Source organism: Niallia sp. FSL M8-0099 (assembly GCF_038006945.1).
In the GTDB taxonomy this organism is placed as follows: domain Bacteria; phylum Bacillota; class Bacilli; order Bacillales; family Cytobacillaceae; genus Niallia; species Niallia circulans.
This window is the reverse complement of record NZ_JBBOWF010000001.1, coordinates 232,317-250,020: the sequence shown is the minus strand read 5'-3', so window position 1 is coordinate 250,020 and position 17,704 is coordinate 232,317. Positions and strand designations below refer to the sequence as shown.

17 protein-coding genes and 1 pseudogene are annotated in these 17,704 nt (G+C 32.2%); 5 read left to right on the top strand and 13 right to left on the bottom strand.

What is annotated here, in order from left to right:
- Positions 1-550: 550 nt before the first annotated feature.
- The 8 genes and pseudogenes from NSQ92_RS01145 to NSQ92_RS01110 all read right to left on the bottom strand — a co-directional run.
- Positions 551-2,110: pseudogene (locus NSQ92_RS01145) on the bottom strand (IS1182 family transposase); the annotation flags it as partial.
- A 386-nt stretch (positions 2,111-2,496) separates the two neighbouring features.
- Positions 2,497-3,513: a BtrH N-terminal domain-containing protein gene (locus NSQ92_RS01140; RefSeq protein WP_341152274.1), complete on the bottom strand. Its 1,017-nt coding sequence runs from the start codon at positions 3,511-3,513 to the stop codon at positions 2,497-2,499.
- Positions 3,497-5,092 carry an ABC transporter ATP-binding protein gene (locus tag NSQ92_RS01135; RefSeq protein ID WP_341132104.1) on the bottom strand — a complete coding sequence of 532 codons (1,596 nt, stop codon included), beginning with the start codon at positions 5,090-5,092 and terminating at the stop codon, positions 3,497-3,499. Before NSQ92_RS01135 ends, NSQ92_RS01140 begins: the two co-directional genes overlap by 17 nt.
- Before the next feature lie 117 nt (positions 5,093-5,209).
- Entirely contained in the window at positions 5,210-5,365 is a 156-nt protein-coding gene (locus NSQ92_RS01130; RefSeq protein WP_341132103.1) for a hypothetical protein, read from the bottom strand.
- A 63-nt stretch (positions 5,366-5,428) separates the two neighbouring features.
- Complete coding sequence (locus NSQ92_RS01125) at positions 5,429-6,226, bottom strand: SagB family peptide dehydrogenase (protein ID WP_341132102.1); 798 nt, start codon at positions 6,224-6,226, stop codon at positions 5,429-5,431.
- A 14-nt stretch (positions 6,227-6,240) separates the two neighbouring features.
- On the bottom strand, positions 6,241-7,497 hold the full coding sequence (locus NSQ92_RS01120; protein ID WP_341152273.1) for a YcaO-like family protein: 1,257 nt from the start codon (positions 7,495-7,497) through the stop codon (positions 6,241-6,243).
- A gap of 17 nt (positions 7,498-7,514) precedes the next feature.
- The gene (locus tag NSQ92_RS01115) at positions 7,515-8,420 is read right to left on the bottom strand and encodes a hypothetical protein (protein WP_341152272.1); all 906 of its coding nucleotides are present in this window, start codon (positions 8,418-8,420) and stop codon (positions 7,515-7,517) included.
- On the bottom strand, positions 8,410-8,868 hold the full coding sequence (locus NSQ92_RS01110) for a hypothetical protein (protein WP_341132096.1): 459 nt from the start codon (positions 8,866-8,868) through the stop codon (positions 8,410-8,412). Before NSQ92_RS01110 ends, NSQ92_RS01115 begins: the two co-directional genes overlap by 11 nt.
- An 865-nt stretch (positions 8,869-9,733) precedes the next feature.
- Between NSQ92_RS01110 and NSQ92_RS01105 the strand changes: the two genes are divergently transcribed.
- Positions 9,734-9,925: a hypothetical protein gene (locus NSQ92_RS01105; RefSeq protein ID WP_341132095.1), complete on the top strand. Its 192-nt coding sequence runs from the start codon at positions 9,734-9,736 to the stop codon at positions 9,923-9,925.
- 64 nt (positions 9,926-9,989) lie between these two features.
- On the opposite strand, the gene opuFB is transcribed toward NSQ92_RS01105, so the two are convergent.
- Together opuFB and NSQ92_RS01095 are read right to left on the bottom strand one after the other, a co-directional pair.
- Entirely contained in the window at positions 9,990-11,504 is a 1,515-nt protein-coding gene (opuFB, locus tag NSQ92_RS01100; RefSeq protein ID WP_341132094.1) for an osmoprotectant update ABC transporter permease/substrate-binding subunit OpuFB, read from the bottom strand.
- A 3-nt stretch (positions 11,505-11,507) separates the two neighbouring features.
- On the bottom strand, positions 11,508-12,467 hold the full coding sequence (locus tag NSQ92_RS01095; RefSeq protein WP_341132093.1) for an ABC transporter ATP-binding protein: 960 nt from the start codon (positions 12,465-12,467) through the stop codon (positions 11,508-11,510).
- A gap of 262 nt (positions 12,468-12,729) precedes the next feature.
- Between NSQ92_RS01095 and NSQ92_RS01090 the strand changes: the two genes are divergently transcribed.
- Complete coding sequence (locus NSQ92_RS01090; RefSeq protein WP_047941674.1) at positions 12,730-12,969, top strand: hypothetical protein; 240 nt, start codon at positions 12,730-12,732, stop codon at positions 12,967-12,969.
- A gap of 138 nt (positions 12,970-13,107) precedes the next feature.
- Complete coding sequence (locus tag NSQ92_RS01085; protein ID WP_341132092.1) at positions 13,108-13,689, top strand: DUF6944 family repetitive protein; 582 nt, start codon at positions 13,108-13,110, stop codon at positions 13,687-13,689.
- 27 nt (positions 13,690-13,716) lie between these two features.
- Here the strand turns inward: NSQ92_RS01085 and NSQ92_RS01080 are convergent, their stop codons facing one another.
- Positions 13,717-14,256 (bottom strand): hypothetical protein, encoded by a 540-nt coding sequence (locus NSQ92_RS01080; protein WP_047941676.1) that lies wholly within the window; start codon positions 14,254-14,256, stop codon positions 13,717-13,719.
- 219 nt (positions 14,257-14,475) lie between these two features.
- Positions 14,476-15,564 (bottom strand): NAD(P)-dependent alcohol dehydrogenase, encoded by a 1,089-nt coding sequence (locus NSQ92_RS01075; RefSeq protein WP_047941677.1) that lies wholly within the window; start codon positions 15,562-15,564, stop codon positions 14,476-14,478.
- Positions 15,565-15,701: 137 nt separating this feature from the next.
- Here NSQ92_RS01075 and NSQ92_RS01070 point away from each other — a divergent pair, with 137 nt between their 5' ends.
- Both NSQ92_RS01070 and NSQ92_RS01065 read left to right on the top strand, forming a co-directional pair.
- The gene (locus NSQ92_RS01070; RefSeq protein ID WP_047941678.1) at positions 15,702-16,592 is read left to right on the top strand and encodes a LysR family transcriptional regulator; all 891 of its coding nucleotides are present in this window, start codon (positions 15,702-15,704) and stop codon (positions 16,590-16,592) included.
- A gap of 46 nt (positions 16,593-16,638) precedes the next feature.
- Entirely contained in the window at positions 16,639-16,890 is a 252-nt protein-coding gene (locus NSQ92_RS01065; RefSeq protein WP_341152271.1) for a hypothetical protein, read from the top strand.
- A gap of 92 nt (positions 16,891-16,982) precedes the next feature.
- Here NSQ92_RS01065 and NSQ92_RS01060 read toward each other — a convergent pair whose 3' ends face one another.
- Entirely contained in the window at positions 16,983-17,690 is a 708-nt protein-coding gene (locus NSQ92_RS01060) for a M48 family metallopeptidase (protein WP_341152270.1), read from the bottom strand.
- Positions 17,691-17,704 lie beyond the last annotated feature (14 nt).

The window sequence follows — 17,704 nt, the reverse complement described above, 5'->3', positions numbered from 1 at the left end:
TAACGTTAAAAGCAATCTATCTAATGTTATTTTTTGTAAAAATAAATTACTAGAAGCGGAAAATGACGAAAAATACATTCCCAAAAAAGATGAGGCTGGGACATAACTAGCTTCAAATAATGAGAAAGAGGGTGGGACATAAGTATTTCAATCAAATATAAACCCGAACAATTATTTATATACACTAAAAAAAATTCGTATAATTGTTCGGGGTTTAATTAATTTTAAGAAAGAAGGTTTGTGGTGATCACCCGCAGCCTGAATACACTTCGCTTTCCATGGGGCGAGCGCCAAGCCTCCTCGTGCCTGCGGGGTCTTGGACTTTCTCGCAGCTCCCATAGGAGTCTACGTGTATTCAGGCTGCTCCGTTTTTCCTAGTAATTTTAGTTTACTTAAAAACTAAATAATCTTTAAAAACGGAGTGAAATGAAACGAATTGGGTTCACCACTAAAATTAGAGATTGTTCGTCTTTATCCATAATATATTTTGTTTTATCCCAGCCACTTTCTTTATTTTTAGGTATAAATTCTTCTATTACCTTAGAAGTCTGGCAGTGAATTTTCTTAAATTCACTGCCATTAATGCGAGATCCATTTCGTTTGCTACCTTCGATTTTCCTCGTACAGAAAATCGAGTGAAACGCAAATTAGCCTTCAAGAATCCAAAAACTGGTTCCACATCGGTTTTGCGTTTTCGATAGATGGCACTCGTTTTCTCTTCTGAAAGCTTCGCTCTCACATATTCTTTTTGCTGTTCCCATTTTTTGTTCACCATTAGTTTTCGATTGTTTCCTTCTTTTGCCTTGGTACATGATGAGCGGAATGGGCATCCTGAACAGTCTTCGCACTCGTAGATTTTGAAACTCCTTTGGAAACCTGTAGCGTCCGTTCGGACAGAATGATATTGAAATTCTAAACGTTTCTGATTAGGGCATATATATGTATCGGTTTCTTGATCATATTCCCAGTTATCAGGATTAAATGTATTTTGTTTGTACTTTTTCTTTTGTTCCTTCAAAAACATGTTATATGTTATCAGTGCTTCTCGGTTTCTGTTTGAGAGAATATCACTAAAGTTTTGTTCACTACCATAACCTGCATCTGCAACAATATGTTTCGGTAACTCGAAATAATGTTGCTCTATCTCATCTAAAAATGGAATTAACGTACGTGTATCTGTTGGGTTTGGAAATAAACTATAAGCAAGCGCATATTGACCTTCCGTTGCGATTTGTACATTGTAACCAGCTTTCAATTGCCCGTTTTTCATATAATCATCTTTCATTCGCATAAATGTTGCATCTAGATCTGTTTTAGAATAGCTATTACGTGGTCCAAAGATGTTAAAATCCTGTTGGTACTTCCGTTTTCTTAGGATAAAATCAATCAACTGTTTACGCACTTGTTTCGGGTATTTTCGTTCACTTCGTAAGGCTTTTCGTTCGGTAACGTCTGAAGATGCTTCTATTTGTTTATCATATTCGGTCACTACTTCGTCTACTTTTTGAACCATTTGAGTGAGCTCTCCAAATGATAGCTGTTCATCACTTTCCCGTTCAATTTGGGGTATGATTTCGTTCTCAAGCAACTCATTGTACAACTGGTTTGACTTATCAATTAAACGCTGATGAAATTTCTCAATCGCTTTCTTCCAGACAAACGTAAATTTATTCGCATTCGCTTCAATCTTTGTACCATCGATAAATATCGCTTCTTGATCGATCAGTTTTTCTTCAATCAATTGGCAGCGAAATTGGATAAAACATTGACGGATTAAATCTTTTACTTCTGGTTGAACACGAAATCGGTTAATTGTACGATAGCTTGGTTCATACCCTTGAGCTAACCACATCATACGGATACTGTCTTTTAATAGGGCCTCCATTTTACGCCCCGAAAAGACAGATTGAGTGTAGGCACATAGAATAATTTTAAGCATCATGCGTGGATGATAGGCAGGACAACCTTCATTTCGAAGAAATGGTTCAAACGCTTCTTGAGGGATACTTTCCACTAAATGATGGACATGGAAGGCAATATCATTATTTTGTAACTTTACTTCTAAATCTAAAGGTAAAACGATTTGATTCATGGTATAATCTTTAAACATAAGGACACTTCTTTCTGATTAGATTTTGTGTGGTAACTTAATTTTATCAGAAGTTGTCCTTATTTTTTATTGTAAATAAGCAAAACAGTGAAATTTTACTTGTCGTAAAATTTCACCGTTTTTTTCGTCTTAGAGGAGGGTTTTGTCCCAGCCCCATCTTTTTTTCACTAAATTATTTTATTTAAACTGGTATAACTTACTATTTTTTACTTTTTTGTATTTCGCTTTTTCTCTTTGCTAAAAGATTGGTGTTTTTCAATAAGGTAATAATTTAAAAAAAATACTGAGTAGCCTGAATACAAGTAGACACCATCGAGGATAAGTGAGAAAGATAAGATCTGTTCGGAGGCTGTGTCCCCCCTCCTACTCAATTTGTCCAATTGCACTTATTTACTATAGAGTACCTTTTTAAATTTATTTTCCTGGTTACCAACTTCATGCAGCATCGTTTTCCAGAAAAAGGTTTCAATAACATATATATTATTTAACACTTCTTGTATTCTAATTATATATGTCTTTTCCTTTTTTATAGATTCTAGATAAAATAACCTTGCCAACTTTTTATACAATGAAATTAATTCTACACATTTTTCAATTAATGTATCTGTCTTAAAATTTGGTAGATGTTCCTTAACCTCATTTAAAAAACTTAAATATATTTTTCTAAATCCACTTCCTCCTGTCCCAATTAATTCAATAGAAGCATATACATGCCTACATAGACCTTCATAGTTAATTAAGTTTTTCCAATCAGTTACTTCTTTAGATAATCTCTTTATAGCCATAACACCTCTTGATTTATTGCTGTTTAACATGTTTATTGCATTCTTTTTCATTCCTAAAAGCAACTTATTATTTAAATCCTCTATAAAATTAATTTTTGGAACAATAGCCCATAAATTCTCTATATAGAAAGGGGGTTTTTGCACATTAATTGAGCTTAACAACTCATCAAAACTACATTCTAAAATTTCAGAACTAATACTGTCTGATACGTATACACTTCCTCCTTCATCATAACCTATTACTGTAATTGTATGTAACGCAGCACTAGGAATTTTTGTTTTAAAAAAGGGTAGCAACGAAGGATCAGTAAGAAATAAAATTGGTAGATTTTGATCTATTGCTTTTTTTACTTGATCAAAATTAGGTGTACCATTATTCCATTTAAAATTAACACCGATAGTATTGAAAAAATCGTTTTCTAGCATAGGAGAACGAGTAAAAACAAGTCTGCATTGATTTTCGTAATATTGATTTAAATATATAAAGTCTAAACCATTAGATAAGGCAAGCACCATTCCCTCTGATAATTGTGCGCCATTAAAATTCATAATTTCTGATAAAGACGTAGAAGCGCAATGTAATCCTTTTTTTACTGAATAGTTATCTAACAACTTCATGTAACTTCACTCCAATATTAGATTCAAACTCAACAAATTTTATTCCCTCGTAATTTAATAATGAAATATCATGAGTAACAAAAATCACCAACCTATTATCCTTAATCTCATATAAAATATCCAAACAATCTTTTATAGTAGCTGAATCCATATTACTAAATCCTTCATCTATAATTATTACTTGAGCATTTCTAGATAATTCAAATAAAAATGCTAATAGTTGTTTTTGTCCTCCAGAAAGGTGTTGAACATTTTCTGTATGTTTTAAATTATTTAATTTTTCATTTATAAACCTTATTATTTTTTCATCTACAGTACTTAAATTTTCAATAATAGCTTTAGTATAATCTTCTATATTATATGAAAAAAACTCAGACTTCTGAAAAACTATACCAACTTCAGACCTTAATTTGTTTAGCGGAATATTACAAATATCCTCTCCATCAATAAAAATTGTTGAAGGCTTAGGATTATATAATTTGTTCAGTGTGTTTAGGAATGTTGTCTTACCGCTACCATTAGATCCTAAAATAACATTTAAGTTACCTTTCATTAAAATAAAAGAGTTACCATTCCTATCCATACTAAAAATGTCAACATCTTCCTTTATAAATGGATTCCTAAATCCTTTTACAATAATAGTTTCATAAGAATCTTTGATTTGATCATTATATTCTAAATTTCTAAGTTCTTTCTCAAGTTCAATATTAAACAAATTGTATACCCTTTTTACAGAGACAAGTGATGACTTAAATTTAACTCCTAATGAAATTATACTTTGTAATGGTCCAAAGAAATTAAATACATACATTACAACTGCTACGTAATTCCCAACGCTCAAACTACCTTCAGCTATTAACATTCTTCCAAATATCACAACATATATTATTATAGCTACCTGGATTACCATAAAAATAGTTTTTATATAAAAATCAAGATAACCTATTTTCTTAAACCAATAAAAAATTTTATTCGTATTTAAAGTATAAGCTTTAATAAAATTATTCAGTGCTTTAGTATTCTTTAAAATTCTTAAATTTGTCATTATATTGGAAGTGTTATCAATAAGATTATCACGTTCTTCTAGGTAACCTTTATTGACTATTTCTATTCTTTTTGAAAATATATTAAATATGAGGAAATAAATTGGAATAAATATAAGTAGTAACAAACTAATTTGGTGATTAATGTTAAACATTATATAATATATGATAGCAAAGGAAATAATTTGAACTAGTACATTAATAATTATACTTAGTAAGTTAATACACGATGGAATATCATTGGTTATAACTTGAATTATAGTCCCTTTATTCTTTTCAAAATCATCTATATAGTATTTTTGGACTCTATTAATTATATCAATTCTTAAATTATTATTATTTGTGTTAATTATACTGTTTTCTAATATTACATTAAAGCCACTCATTAATATAAATATAAAACCAATCAATAGACAATATATTAGTATTTTATCTTGAATGGAATTTTTCCCCATCGTATAATCTATTATATTACTAAAAAAATATGGAATGAGTGCAGTCACAATCGAGCTAGATACTACCATTAATATATACAAAATTATTTTACCTTTTTGTCGTATATAATATGATTTTAGAAACGAATACATAATATCATTACCTTTCATGAAGATATGTCAAATTTATAAATTTGACATATCTTCATTCATTAGTGTTTAACCATTAGTGCAACTTACACACCCGACGCAACAGCAGGCATTCCCTCCGCCGCTACCTTCGTTTTCATTGGCAAATGTTGTTATTGTTTCACTTTTTTCTAATACGTTAATATCAAATGATGATGAAGTATTATTATTTTTGGAACTTTCCATTGTTTCACCTCCCCTCAAGTACTTGTCCCTAATTAAAATAAGGTTAGCACGATTTAAGTTTAATTAATTTATAAAATCAGAAGAACTTAAATTCAACTGCTGATGAACTGGAGTTAATTCTTTTCCAAAAAGGTGAACTAACATAGGTTCATCAGAACTCATATTGCATAATAGATTTGCCAGTTTATCATCATAAAATCCAGCTACTGCCCGAGTTGCGATTTTTAAATAACTCGACATTAGATATAAATTTTGAGAAACATACCCTACATCCATACAAATATGACGATACCCTCTATTTCCATATTTACTTATTGTTTGATCAATATTAGCAGTGATTACTATTGCAAATGAACACTTTTCAATATCATTTTTATTTACATTGCTAATGGCATTTGATAAATGATCTCTAAAATCACCTCTTTTGACTAGACCTATACAAGTTTCAAAAGGATCCCAATAATATATTCCTTGCTCTATTCCTATGATATTAAAAGCAAAGATAAATAAACTTAAAGGATATCTTCCACCTGCAGATGGAACCGATTTAATAAAATTAGAAGACTTAGGATCATTTGTGTTTCTTCCACAATATGAAAGTACTAACAATTCTGATAATTCATATAAATCTATAGGTATTCGATAATCTAATAATTTATATGACTTTCGGTTGTTTAAGGAATCATATAATGAATTATTTTCATAGGAAGAAGATAATTTTATTCTTTCTTTAGTAAAAACTTTCTTTTTTTGAGGAAATTTTTCATAATTCGATAAATGAGTTGAACTTTCAATAATTATATTTTTTGTATTTAGGTGAAATAATTTTGCCAATTCACCATATTGACTTAAATTTTTCAATTTAAACTCACCTTCTATGGAAATGGATGTGGTAATTCATTATTATAGTTATCTATTGTATATCCTAGCTTTCTTGGCACATTGTTAAGTCTTTCGCATTCATTCATGGGAATATTCAATTCTAAGAAAGCTAATTTAGGAACTATTGTTCTTACAACATAAAGATTAACACTTGCTACATCTATAGTTGTTAAATCGACCGTATAAACTTCTATGCCTTCACTTTTTAATTTATTTACCAATTCATCATAATTATTGATAAATTCACTAATATTCGGATTAAAATCAATATTTATTCCATTGGTTAAAAAGCCAATTTCATTATTAAAATTATTAAAAGCATAATACTCAGCATGTTCGTCCATTTCTGTAAATGAGCCAACTATTAAATCTTTATTAAATCCATTCAGATATTTATTAACATTTGAATTAAAAGTTGCAGCTGCTTCTTCCAATGATCCTTTCAATGCAGTTAATGGTTCAAAGTGGCTTTTTGCACCAACAGAAAGAAATGGAGGAGCACTATTTTTTATTAACGATAGATAGGTAGGGACTTTAAGATCATTAGAGATTTCAATAATTTCAATCTCTAAGTCTAATTCTTCTATTAGCTTAATTATTTTTTTCGTATCCTCATCTTGAATTGAATTAAGATTTATTTTTGGCATGGATAGCTTCTTTTGCCACATAATTGTAAAAGCATCTCTTTCAATACATTCTAATAATCCACTAGACTTTGCTTGTAATAAAGTATTTCCAGTTGCTAACCCTGTTGAAATTATATCTCTAATAGACTTATTATTCTTACTAGGAAGTAAGTATACTAAATCACTTGGAATCCAAGTACTTTCTTTATTTACCTCATTAAAACCTTCAACCCAATAAAACAATGTATCCCTATTACATTTTGAAAAGTAATTGAAGTTTTTTTCTTTAGAAACCCTTGTTATACTCACAGGGTCTAAACATAATTCAGACAACCTGGTATATGATCCTTTTATAACCTTTGTATTAATAACTGTCGAGCAGTATCGTTCTATGAACTCTCCAATAGCTTTTCTCATTGCTGAGTCTTGAGAATTAAAACTATAACCATAACCTCCAAATCTACTATCTACAATTATTTCCAGTCTATCATTTATTACTGGTTTACCATGAACCATATAAGCATGGAGAGGTATACTTCCAATAATATTTGTCATTTTTATTACAGAACTGATTAAACCTTTTTTATTGTTAATAATTGTATTATTTAATTTTTCAAAATCCATACCATTCTCCTTTTTGATTAGATATCACAGAATTTACAGTTTGGTACTTTCATTATTACAGAAGTACTTTTCTCAAAGTCAAAAAGATTAATAGATATTTCTTTTCCTAATAATAATTCACTATAAGAATTATTAATAAAGTAATTAACTATATAGTTTTTTATTATGGAACTAGATAAGGATTGAAGATCTGGGTAGTTTTTGATTTGGCTTTCAAATGCACCTAGATTGTTTATAAAATTCAAATAAATCTCAGGATGGTTAAGATTAGATATCGTTCTATTTATGAAGCAGTTGTAACAGGATGTTTTATGTGGAATAAATAAAGGTCCTACTTCCAATATCTCTTTATTGAGGTTTACTCTAAGATACTTTAAATTAGTTTCATGTGCTATTTCATTAACTAATTTTAGCAGATGAATATTTTCATAATTATTGAATACTACTAGAAGATCAATATCGTTTCCTATATTTATCAATTCATCAATATCAACCATTTCGAATATACACTCTAGATCTTTGGTTAGTGTTGATACTAATTTTTCTTCCCCAATTACTCCGATTTTTGTCTTCTTAATTCTATTTATTTCATTATTAATATCACTAGCATTTTTAGTAATAAGTATAAGATTTTCAAGACTATCATTCATAGATTTTTTTAAAATATTATTATTTAGTATGTTTTTCTCTTTTAAGAAGTTAGTAATTTGTTCTATATATTCTAAAGAAAGACCTGTTCCTCTACTAATTTCTTCAACTGTGCTTTTACCGTCACAAGAATTAATAACTAAATAAACATCTTTTGCTGACTTTCCTGACATGCTAAATTCTTTATCAATGGTTGAAACAATAAGTTCTTCTTGTTCCTCAAAGTATTTAAAAAAAATATCATTCTTCAATAATAATTGTTTATTATCTATCATTCAATTTACTCCTTTTATCTATAAATATATTGAGAACTTTTAGCCCATCACTATCAGTATTAGGACTATATTTAAATGGAACTAATGAACAAAAAGATACTAGATAAGAAAAAATTATAAAGTTACGATAATAATCTGCATATTCTACGTTACCAAATATCCAAACAAGCGTACCAGTTATAATATTAAAGATGATTCCCCCTAAATATATTAGAATATACTTGTATGAAGTTAGATTAATTGGTAGTTTCCATTCTATTCTTCCCATTAATATTAGTTTTCTTTTAACGAAAAATTTCTTAACTTTTATAAGAACTTCTCCCTCACCAAATCCTAATCCTTTTATCTCACCACCATAGATTCTAACAAAAAATGCATGACCCAATTCATGAATTATAGTTACCAGAAGATATGAAAGAATAGATATTATTATATTCGAAATTGTCAATCATCTCCTAACAACAATTATTTTATAATAATTATAAGACTTTTCCAACAAAAAAATAGAAATATATTCTATTTTTTAGCATTTATTACAAGTAACCTCCAGGATATACTTATCTTGAAATATCACCAATTTAGAAATCAACCTATCTAATATCTTTTCCATATTTTTCTTTAAACTTAGATATAAATTTTTCACTAAATATTATTAATCCTATAATTTCCACTGAATTATAATCTATATTAGATAACTAAGCCAAACACTACAAGTCGCTGAAACATCTATGTACATCATCTCTGATTACCCTCGTTATCTATTTACTTTCTTCGTTGTAGTTTTTAAAACTCGTTCTTTAATATCTTTTAAATTCATTGCTTCAAAGTCTAAAAATAGTTTTTTACAGGCACTTCCTCTACTTCTTGCTCCAACCAAACAGCATTTTCATATTTACTTTTGAACACGATTGCATTTAGTTTTCAATTATCAGACAAAGAATTTCTGCTTCTTTTCGTTCAAACTCCTTTATATCATGTATTTCATAAGATATTCCATTTCATCTTCTTTATTTGAGTATAATGTTCTGGAACATTCCTTCTTTATCCTCATTTACTCCTTTTTAGAGGATAGATCTTTATTTTTGCTTATTAATTAGTCATATATATAGGTGTTAGCATCATAAAATAGTTTGATAGGTTTTGGGGCGTAATTTACACCAATTGGCTATCTAATCTTCGCTTTTTCCAACCAGTTTCTTTGCGCCTCATTTGGTTTCTTTTTATTAACATTCGCGTTATCATTTGCCAATACCGGTTTTTATACTTTCTACCAAAATAATGTACCAGTAGAAATCATGGGGAGATTTTCAAGTGTGTTAGGGATATTAGAGGCTACTTCGATTATATTATTCACTGCTGGAATCGGCTTAACCGCTGAAATATTTGAGATTCGTTTTATCTATATTCTATGCTCTGCTATTTTTTTACTATTCGGAATACTGATTACTTTTGTTGTGTTTGATAGGTCTAAGAAAAATTTATTACGAAACAAATCCTTCCTATAGTACAAAGTCATAGCAGTAAGAGGGTTCTCAACCCTCTTACTAAGAAACGACAATCAGTGATTCCCTAATGAAGTAAACCCGCTTTTTCTAAAAACCCTTGGGCAACCTCACTCGGACTTTTTCCTTCTATATTTACTTGATAATTCATTGCCCTCATTTCATCATCTGTTATTTTTCCAGCTAATTGATTTAAAGCAGCAACTATCTCAGGATGTTCCTCGACTGTTTCTTCTTTCAATAATGGCGCCCCTTGGTATGGTGGAAAAAGATTTTGGTCATCTTCCAGTACCTTCAGTTGATATTGCTGCAACTCACTATCTGTGGAGTATGCATCGACTAAGTTAATTTCACCTGATTCAACTGCTACATAACGTAATTTAGGCTCCATTGTTACAAGATTAGGAAGGGTAAGTTCATAAAGATGCTGAATCCCTTGATACCCATCTTCTCGATCTGAAAATTCCAATGTAAAACCTGCCTGTATTTGCTCTTCTATCCCTTTCAGATCAGAAATTGATTCTAGTTGGAATTGGTCTGCAAGACTCTTGGAAGCTGCTAATGCATAGGTGTTATTATACTGCATCGGCTCTAACATTATCATTTGATATTTTTTTAACATACCATCCCTTGCTTGTCGATATACTTCCTCCCGATTTGTACTAGTAGCTGTTTCCTTTAGAAATTCGGAAATGGCTGTCCCTGTAAATTCTGGATAAAGATCAATGCTTCCTGTTTGCAATGCTTGAAACACGAAAGAGGTTTTTCCTAACCCCGGCTTCAGTTCTACTTGTAGATCTGTTTTTTCTTCAATAAGTATTTTATACATATTAATGAGAACTTCTGGCTCAGACCCTAATTTGCCCCCAATAACAATCTCTTTCTCCTTCTGCCCTATTAATGGCATGAGAATTATTAAAAGCGATAAAAGTGCAATCACTCCAACAGAAATAAAGGCTTTTTTATAGGATAGCTGCTCAAATTTTTTCAATAAGTAGTCAAACAGAAGAGCAAGCAATGCTGCTGGAATCGCCCCTAGAAGAATTAGATTTGTGTTATTGCGATCAATACCTAATAGAATAATATCGCCAAGACCTCCAGCTCCAATTAAAGCAGCAAGAGTGGCTGTTCCTACAATTAACACCATGGCTGTCCGAATCCCTGCCATAATAACTGGCATCGCAAGAGGAATTTCTACCTTGAATAATCTTCTTCTTGTATTCATCCCCATCGCTCGAGCCGCTTCAATTAAGGACGGATCTACTTCTTTAATTCCTGTATATGTATTTCTTAAAATTGGCAGCAAAGCATATGCAACTAAAGCAATGATTGCCGGCACTCTGCCAATTCCGAATAATGGAATCAAAATACCTAATAATGCCAAAGAAGGGATTGTTTGAATAACAGATGTGATTCCTACTATCCCTTCGGCCACCTTCCTATGTCTAGTAATATAAATTCCTAGTGGAATAGCAATGATGACTGCAAAAAAGAGCGCAATAAAGGATATTTGAATATGCTCAAACAACGCGCTCGCTAATTCGGACTTTCTGTCTTGAAATACTTGTGTCAGCTCCTTCATTCCTTACACCCCTTTCTGAAGTAGACTAGAAGATACATATTTCATTATTGACCTGCGATTAACCAATCCAATAGGCGTTCCATCTCGTTCGATTATTACTTGTTCATACTCCACTAGCAAATCTACTATCTCTTGCATAGTAGCAGTAATTGGTGCACTCACTTGACTTTTTTGCATATCCTCTTCTTCCATAATTGGCTCTAATAAGTTCTCCAGTTGAAAATCATTGCTCCAGCTATCATGTGTATTTCCAACAAAGTTCTTCACAAAATCATTAGCAGGATTCGTAATAAGTTCTTGAGGGGTGCCAATCTGAACAACCCTCCCTTTTTTCATAATGCAAATTCTATCTGCTAGTTTTAAAGCTTCTTGCATATCATGTGTAACAAATACAGTCGTTTTTTTTAGATTTTTCTTTAAGTCCAACATATCATCTTGTAACTTTTCACGGCTAAGCGGATCCAAGGCACTAAAGGGTTCATCCATTAATAGAATCTCTGGATCTGCCGCAAGAGCACGAATAACCCCAACTCTTTGCTGTTCTCCTCCTGATAGCTCACTAGGCTTTCGATTGGCGTATGTTTGGTGATCGAGACCAACCATTTCTAAAAGCTCGTCGGTTCGTTGTTTAATTCTGTCTCTTTCCCACTGTTTTAATTCAGGAACTATTGCGATATTCTCTTCAATAGTCATATGGGGAAACAAAGCAATTTGTTGGAGCACATAGCCAATATTCCACCGTAATTCATGAATATCATACTCGCTTATTTTTTTCCCCTTTATATAAATGGTGCCATCTGAAAGAGGAATTAAACGATTAATCATCTTTAATGTCGTTGTTTTCCCACAACCACTTGGTCCGATAATAACAAAAAATTCCCCTTGCTTAATTTCTAATTCAACCGAATCAACTGCTGCTGTTCCATCAGTGTATCTTTTTGATACATTTTCAAATTTTATCATTGCATTTAGTTCTCCTTATTTAAATTGTAGGACTACTCATACCCCGCCTCTTTCACTAACAGATAGAAGCTTATTCTATAACCATATCTACCCATATTTAGGACTAATAATAACACGAAGTAGTCCATCCAAAAAAAGAATAGCTTGGCTAGAATCTCATTGGTTGATCTACTTATCCTCATTTATATTGAAATTCATATTTTAGAGAACAGCTTTTACGTTTATAATAAACAAAGATAAATACTATTAGGAGGACAACGAAATGGACAAGCAAGGGCAAGAAAAGTTTTTAGCTTTTATCTTACAGCGAGTACAAGAGGGTAAAGAAGAAGAAGCAAAGGCTATACTAATGGATAACTTCCGAAAACAAGACGAGGGTACTTTTTCCCAAAATGATATAGAACAGTTTCTGCCTAAAATGATCAGTCTAATAAAACCAGAAAGATTAGAGGAAATCCAAGCAGTAGTAAAGCAATTTTCTGGAAGCTTCGGTAGCAAATAAAAGGATTATTTTCTGTTTGAAAAAACAACTTGGAAACTTTATTCCAAGTTGTTTTTATTATATCCAGCTCGTTTTTATCCCATTTAAAACATTTTTGAATATGTTAGTTATTGTAAAGGAATGGGCGGTTGATATGGAATGAATGGTCATTTTAAAGAAATATTCGGATCAGCTATCAATACGATTGGTACTATCCAAGCAGCTATCGGAATTACCCCCTCTTTCCACTTGTCTAGAGAAACAAATTATCAGCTTCGTTTATTTGGCAATATATTACAAGGAACAGGCAGCGCATTACAAGCTGACGGACAAGGGACTATTTCATTAGAAAAACTAGGAGATGAAATTCAGGCAATTGGAAATTCAACGGTTATAACCGGCTTGCTTCTTTATAAATGGAGCAACACCCCAACAGAGCAGAAACTAATTATTACAGGCAATTGGCTTCAAGCATTAGGCAGCTTTGTCGGGCTTACAGATGAATTTTTTGATCATACAGCAAATGGAAGAATCGAAAATATAATTGGTGGTTTGCTTCAGGGGATTGGAAATTCTTTGCAGGCACTAAGGGGAACAGAACAATTACATGGAATAAGTAACCTTAACCAACAAAATATCGGTGTATTAGGCAACTGGATTCAAGCCATCGGATCAGCTATTTCCCTTATTGGCCAAGTTAAAGAAGAATTAGAAGAGATTGCCCTGAATATTAATGAATAAAATAATGGAGGAAGAAAAATTCTTCCTCTAATCCTTTTTCTTTTTTGGCCATATAAAATTTGAAATCGCAATAATCAGGTCAATGCCTAATACTACTGTCCATAATTTTAGTACACCGTCTAGTGCTTCTGTGCGAGCAGTATCCTTGATGAAAAAAATTAAGCCTAGTAATATCCCTGCCCCAATAGCATAAGCTAACACATGTTTCCCCCAACTTTTCAAGTAATGCTTAGCATATGCCATCCCAAACAATGAAATAGGTTTAGCTCCTTGTTTTGCAACGTAATACCGGAATCTCTCATCCGCCCATTTAATCATGTCTTTTCCAAATGCAATCGAAACGCCAATATAAACAGCAGCAATGGCATGTGCAGTGGTTGCGGTAGCTCCTCGATACATATCCAAACTTGTTGTAATCAATAAAAGCAAATCAATTACTGGTGTTAGCGCTAAAAAGAAAAAGCCTAATTTCTCTCTTTTAAAAACATATCTAATTAGTAATCCTAAAATAATCACAATCCAAAAGCCTATTTCACTAGCAACAATCATCCAGGCAACAAAATTCAAAAATTCTCCTCCTAATATATTTTATTAAGTCAAAAAGGATTACGAATAATTAAAGTAAAAAGTTCCCTTCACCAATTTTTTTAGGAAGATAGTCGGATAAAAAAGAAAGTTTCTGAGGGCCTTATTGCTGGAGGTAATGATTTAAATAAATGAACAGAGAAGTGGCGTCCAATAGTCGATATAGATCTATTTAACGCCACTTTTCCTATTTTTAAATTATTAACTTATTCGTAGTATTGGTTTAATCGCTTCTCCGTTTTTAGAAGCTTCGAAAGCCTCATTAATTTGATTAAAGTCATAGAATTTAACTAACTTATCAAATGGGAATTGACCGTTTTTGTAGTATTCTACTAGCTGTGGGATAAAAACATTTGGTACAGAGTCCCCTTCAATGACACCCATCATTGTTTTTCCTTCTGCCATTATATCATTATGGACATCAATATTCATTTCAGGTGTAACTCCTACTACTGCTGCCACACCTAATGGACGCAGTGCTTGTAAGCATTGACGAACTACTGGAGGAAAGCCAGTTGTATCGACTGCATATTTTGTTCCGCCCTTTGTTAATTCCTTAATTTCTTTAACAACATCTACTTTTGTTCCGTTGAATGTATGTGTTGCACCAAGTTCTTTGGCAAGCTCTAACCGTGAATCATGAATATCAACAGCAATGATTGTTTTACAGCCAACTATTTTAGCAGCCATAATAGCACTTAAGCCAACGGCACCTGCACCATATATAGCAATAGTAGCTCCAAATTCAGGCTTGATTTTATTTAAAACAGTACCTGCTCCTGTTTGGATTCCACAACCTAAAGGTCCTAAAAGTGCTAAATCTACCTCTTTATCCACTTTAACAATGTTACGCTCATGAGCAATTGCAAATGTACCAAAGGAAGATTGACCAAAGAAAGTGGAAAGTGGTTTCCCATCTTTAGATAAGCGATGAGTATGATCATCATGAGCACCGCCAAAGTTCAAGTCATTAAATGTTTCACAAACAGTTGGATGACCTGTTAAACAATTTTCACAATGTCCACAATGTGCAAAGGATAATACAACATGATCCCCTTTTGCTAGACGTGTAACGCCTGAACCAACTTCTTCAATAATCCCTGCTCCTTCATGTCCAAGTACTGCAGGTAGTGGAGCAATTGCTGCATCACGAGCAACTGCATCTGTATGACATACACCAGTTGCAACAATTTTCACTAATACTTCATTTGCTTTTGGGGCAGCTAATTCTACTTCTTCTAAAAGAAAATCTTCACCTTGCCCTGGGGTAACGGCTGCTTTAATCTTCATATGACCTACTCCTTATATATGTTTAATTTAAATGTGACAGATTTGTGAATTCGTTTTTATCGTAATCCTTTCCGAAAATAGATACAATAGAAGCAAAGGAATATGTATATTTATTATGATTCATAAGAGGGGTTCGTATGCAATTATTACAGTTACACTACTTTCTCACTGTTGCCAAGACTGAGCATATGTCTCAAGCAGCACTTCAATTAGATATTTCACAATCATCACTAAGCAAAACAATCGCTAGATTAGAAGAGGATTTAGGTGTTCCTTTATTCAATAGAAATGGGAAGAATATTCGGTTGAATAATTATGGGAAGTTTTATGCGAAAGAAGTAGAACACGCTCTAAGAATCTTAGAAGATGCCCATGAAACAATTCAAGAAATGGCTGAAATAGAGGAAGATCAAGTATCGGTTAGTGTCATGAGTTCCACCATTCTTCCTTCTATATTCAAACGTTTCTATGAAAGAAGACCAAATGTACGGATTCAACAATCGATATTACCTGATTTTATTGCAAAGGAACGGTTAATGCGGGGAGAAATTGAATTATGTGTTTCCAATACACCCATAACAGGGCCCGATATAGAATGGCTGCCTGTCTTAAAAGAACGGTTGGATTTAATCGTTCCAAAAAATCATCGACTAGCACACTTAGATGAAATTGATTTACAAGATGTAAAAAATGAACGATTTATTGGCTATAAATCAGGATTAGAATCTATAAGTATGTTTGAACAATGTTGTATACAAGCTGGCTTCACACCTAATATTGTATTTGAAGGAACGGAACTATCGATAGTTTTGCAGCTTGTTGACGAAGGACAAGGTATTTCCTTTTACCCTCAATATTCTTTTTTAGGCAAACAACTAACTAATAGTAAAATCATTCGTCTAAAGAATCCCCATTGTTATCAAATGGTTGGTTTCGCTTGGTTAAAAAATAGACATTATTCTTATGTAGCAAGACAGTTTCGGCAGCATATGATTGAATCGTTTAAGGAAATTAATAAAAAGAACTGAGACATAGGCAAAAGTGAGGTACGATTTTTTAGGATATCAGCCAAAGTTGAGGGCTTATCAGCCAAATTCGAGATTTATCAGCCAAACTTCAGCTCTTTTCAGCCAAATTCGAGATTTATCAGCCAAACTTCAGCTCTTTTCAGCCAAACTTGGGATTTATCAGCCAAACTTCAGCTCTTTTCAGCCAAATTCGAGATTTATCAGCCAAACTTCGGCTCTTTTCAGCCAATCTTGGGATTTATCAGCCAAACTTCAGCTCTTTTCAGCCAAACCACATAACTTATCAGCCAAAGTATAAGAAAATAATTATTGCTTTTATGTTATCAATCTCCGTCATTCAAAAAAGACTGGATTAATGCTCCAGTCAAATTCTGTTTTCTCTCCATATAACTAGACTGTCATTTTCCAATTAGATAAAGCTAGCCACTTCTCTTTCTCCTGGTAGTCAGGCATTAACTTCCCAACAAGTCTCCAAAAAGAGCGATCATGATTAAGATGAACCATGTGACACATTTCATGAATAACAACATAATCAATTACCTCAAGTGGAGCCATCGCTAACCTCCAATTGAAGGTTAATTGAAAATTGGAATCACAGGTGCCCCAATTGGTTTTGCTATCCGTAATCCTTATCGATCGAGGCTTTGTTTTAAAGTTACTTTGATAGAAGGAGATCCTCTCCTCTACTAAAGACTTACTTCGCTGATAATAATACCTTTTTAATAATTTTTTTATTTGTTTCTTATCATACTCTTTTATATAGATACACAGCTTGTCCACTTCGAATTTCACCTGTTCTTGAACAACCGTTATATCTTGGATAATGTCAATAGGATAGCTATTACCTAAATAAAGAAATCTCTCCTTATTCTCATATACCTTTTCCTGCGGGCCTGCCATTCTTGTCTGCATTTCTTTTATTCTGGTTTGAATTTGGTTCCAATTTTGCTCCAGTACTTGATGGACATAATCGTCTGATGTCTTTTTGGGAGCCAAGATTTCAATGTTTCCATATCCATCTAATGTTATTCCAATGGAAGTACGATTTTTATACTTTATTTCATAACGGATTGTTTCACCTAAGTAGGTATGCAGCATATCGTCACCTACCT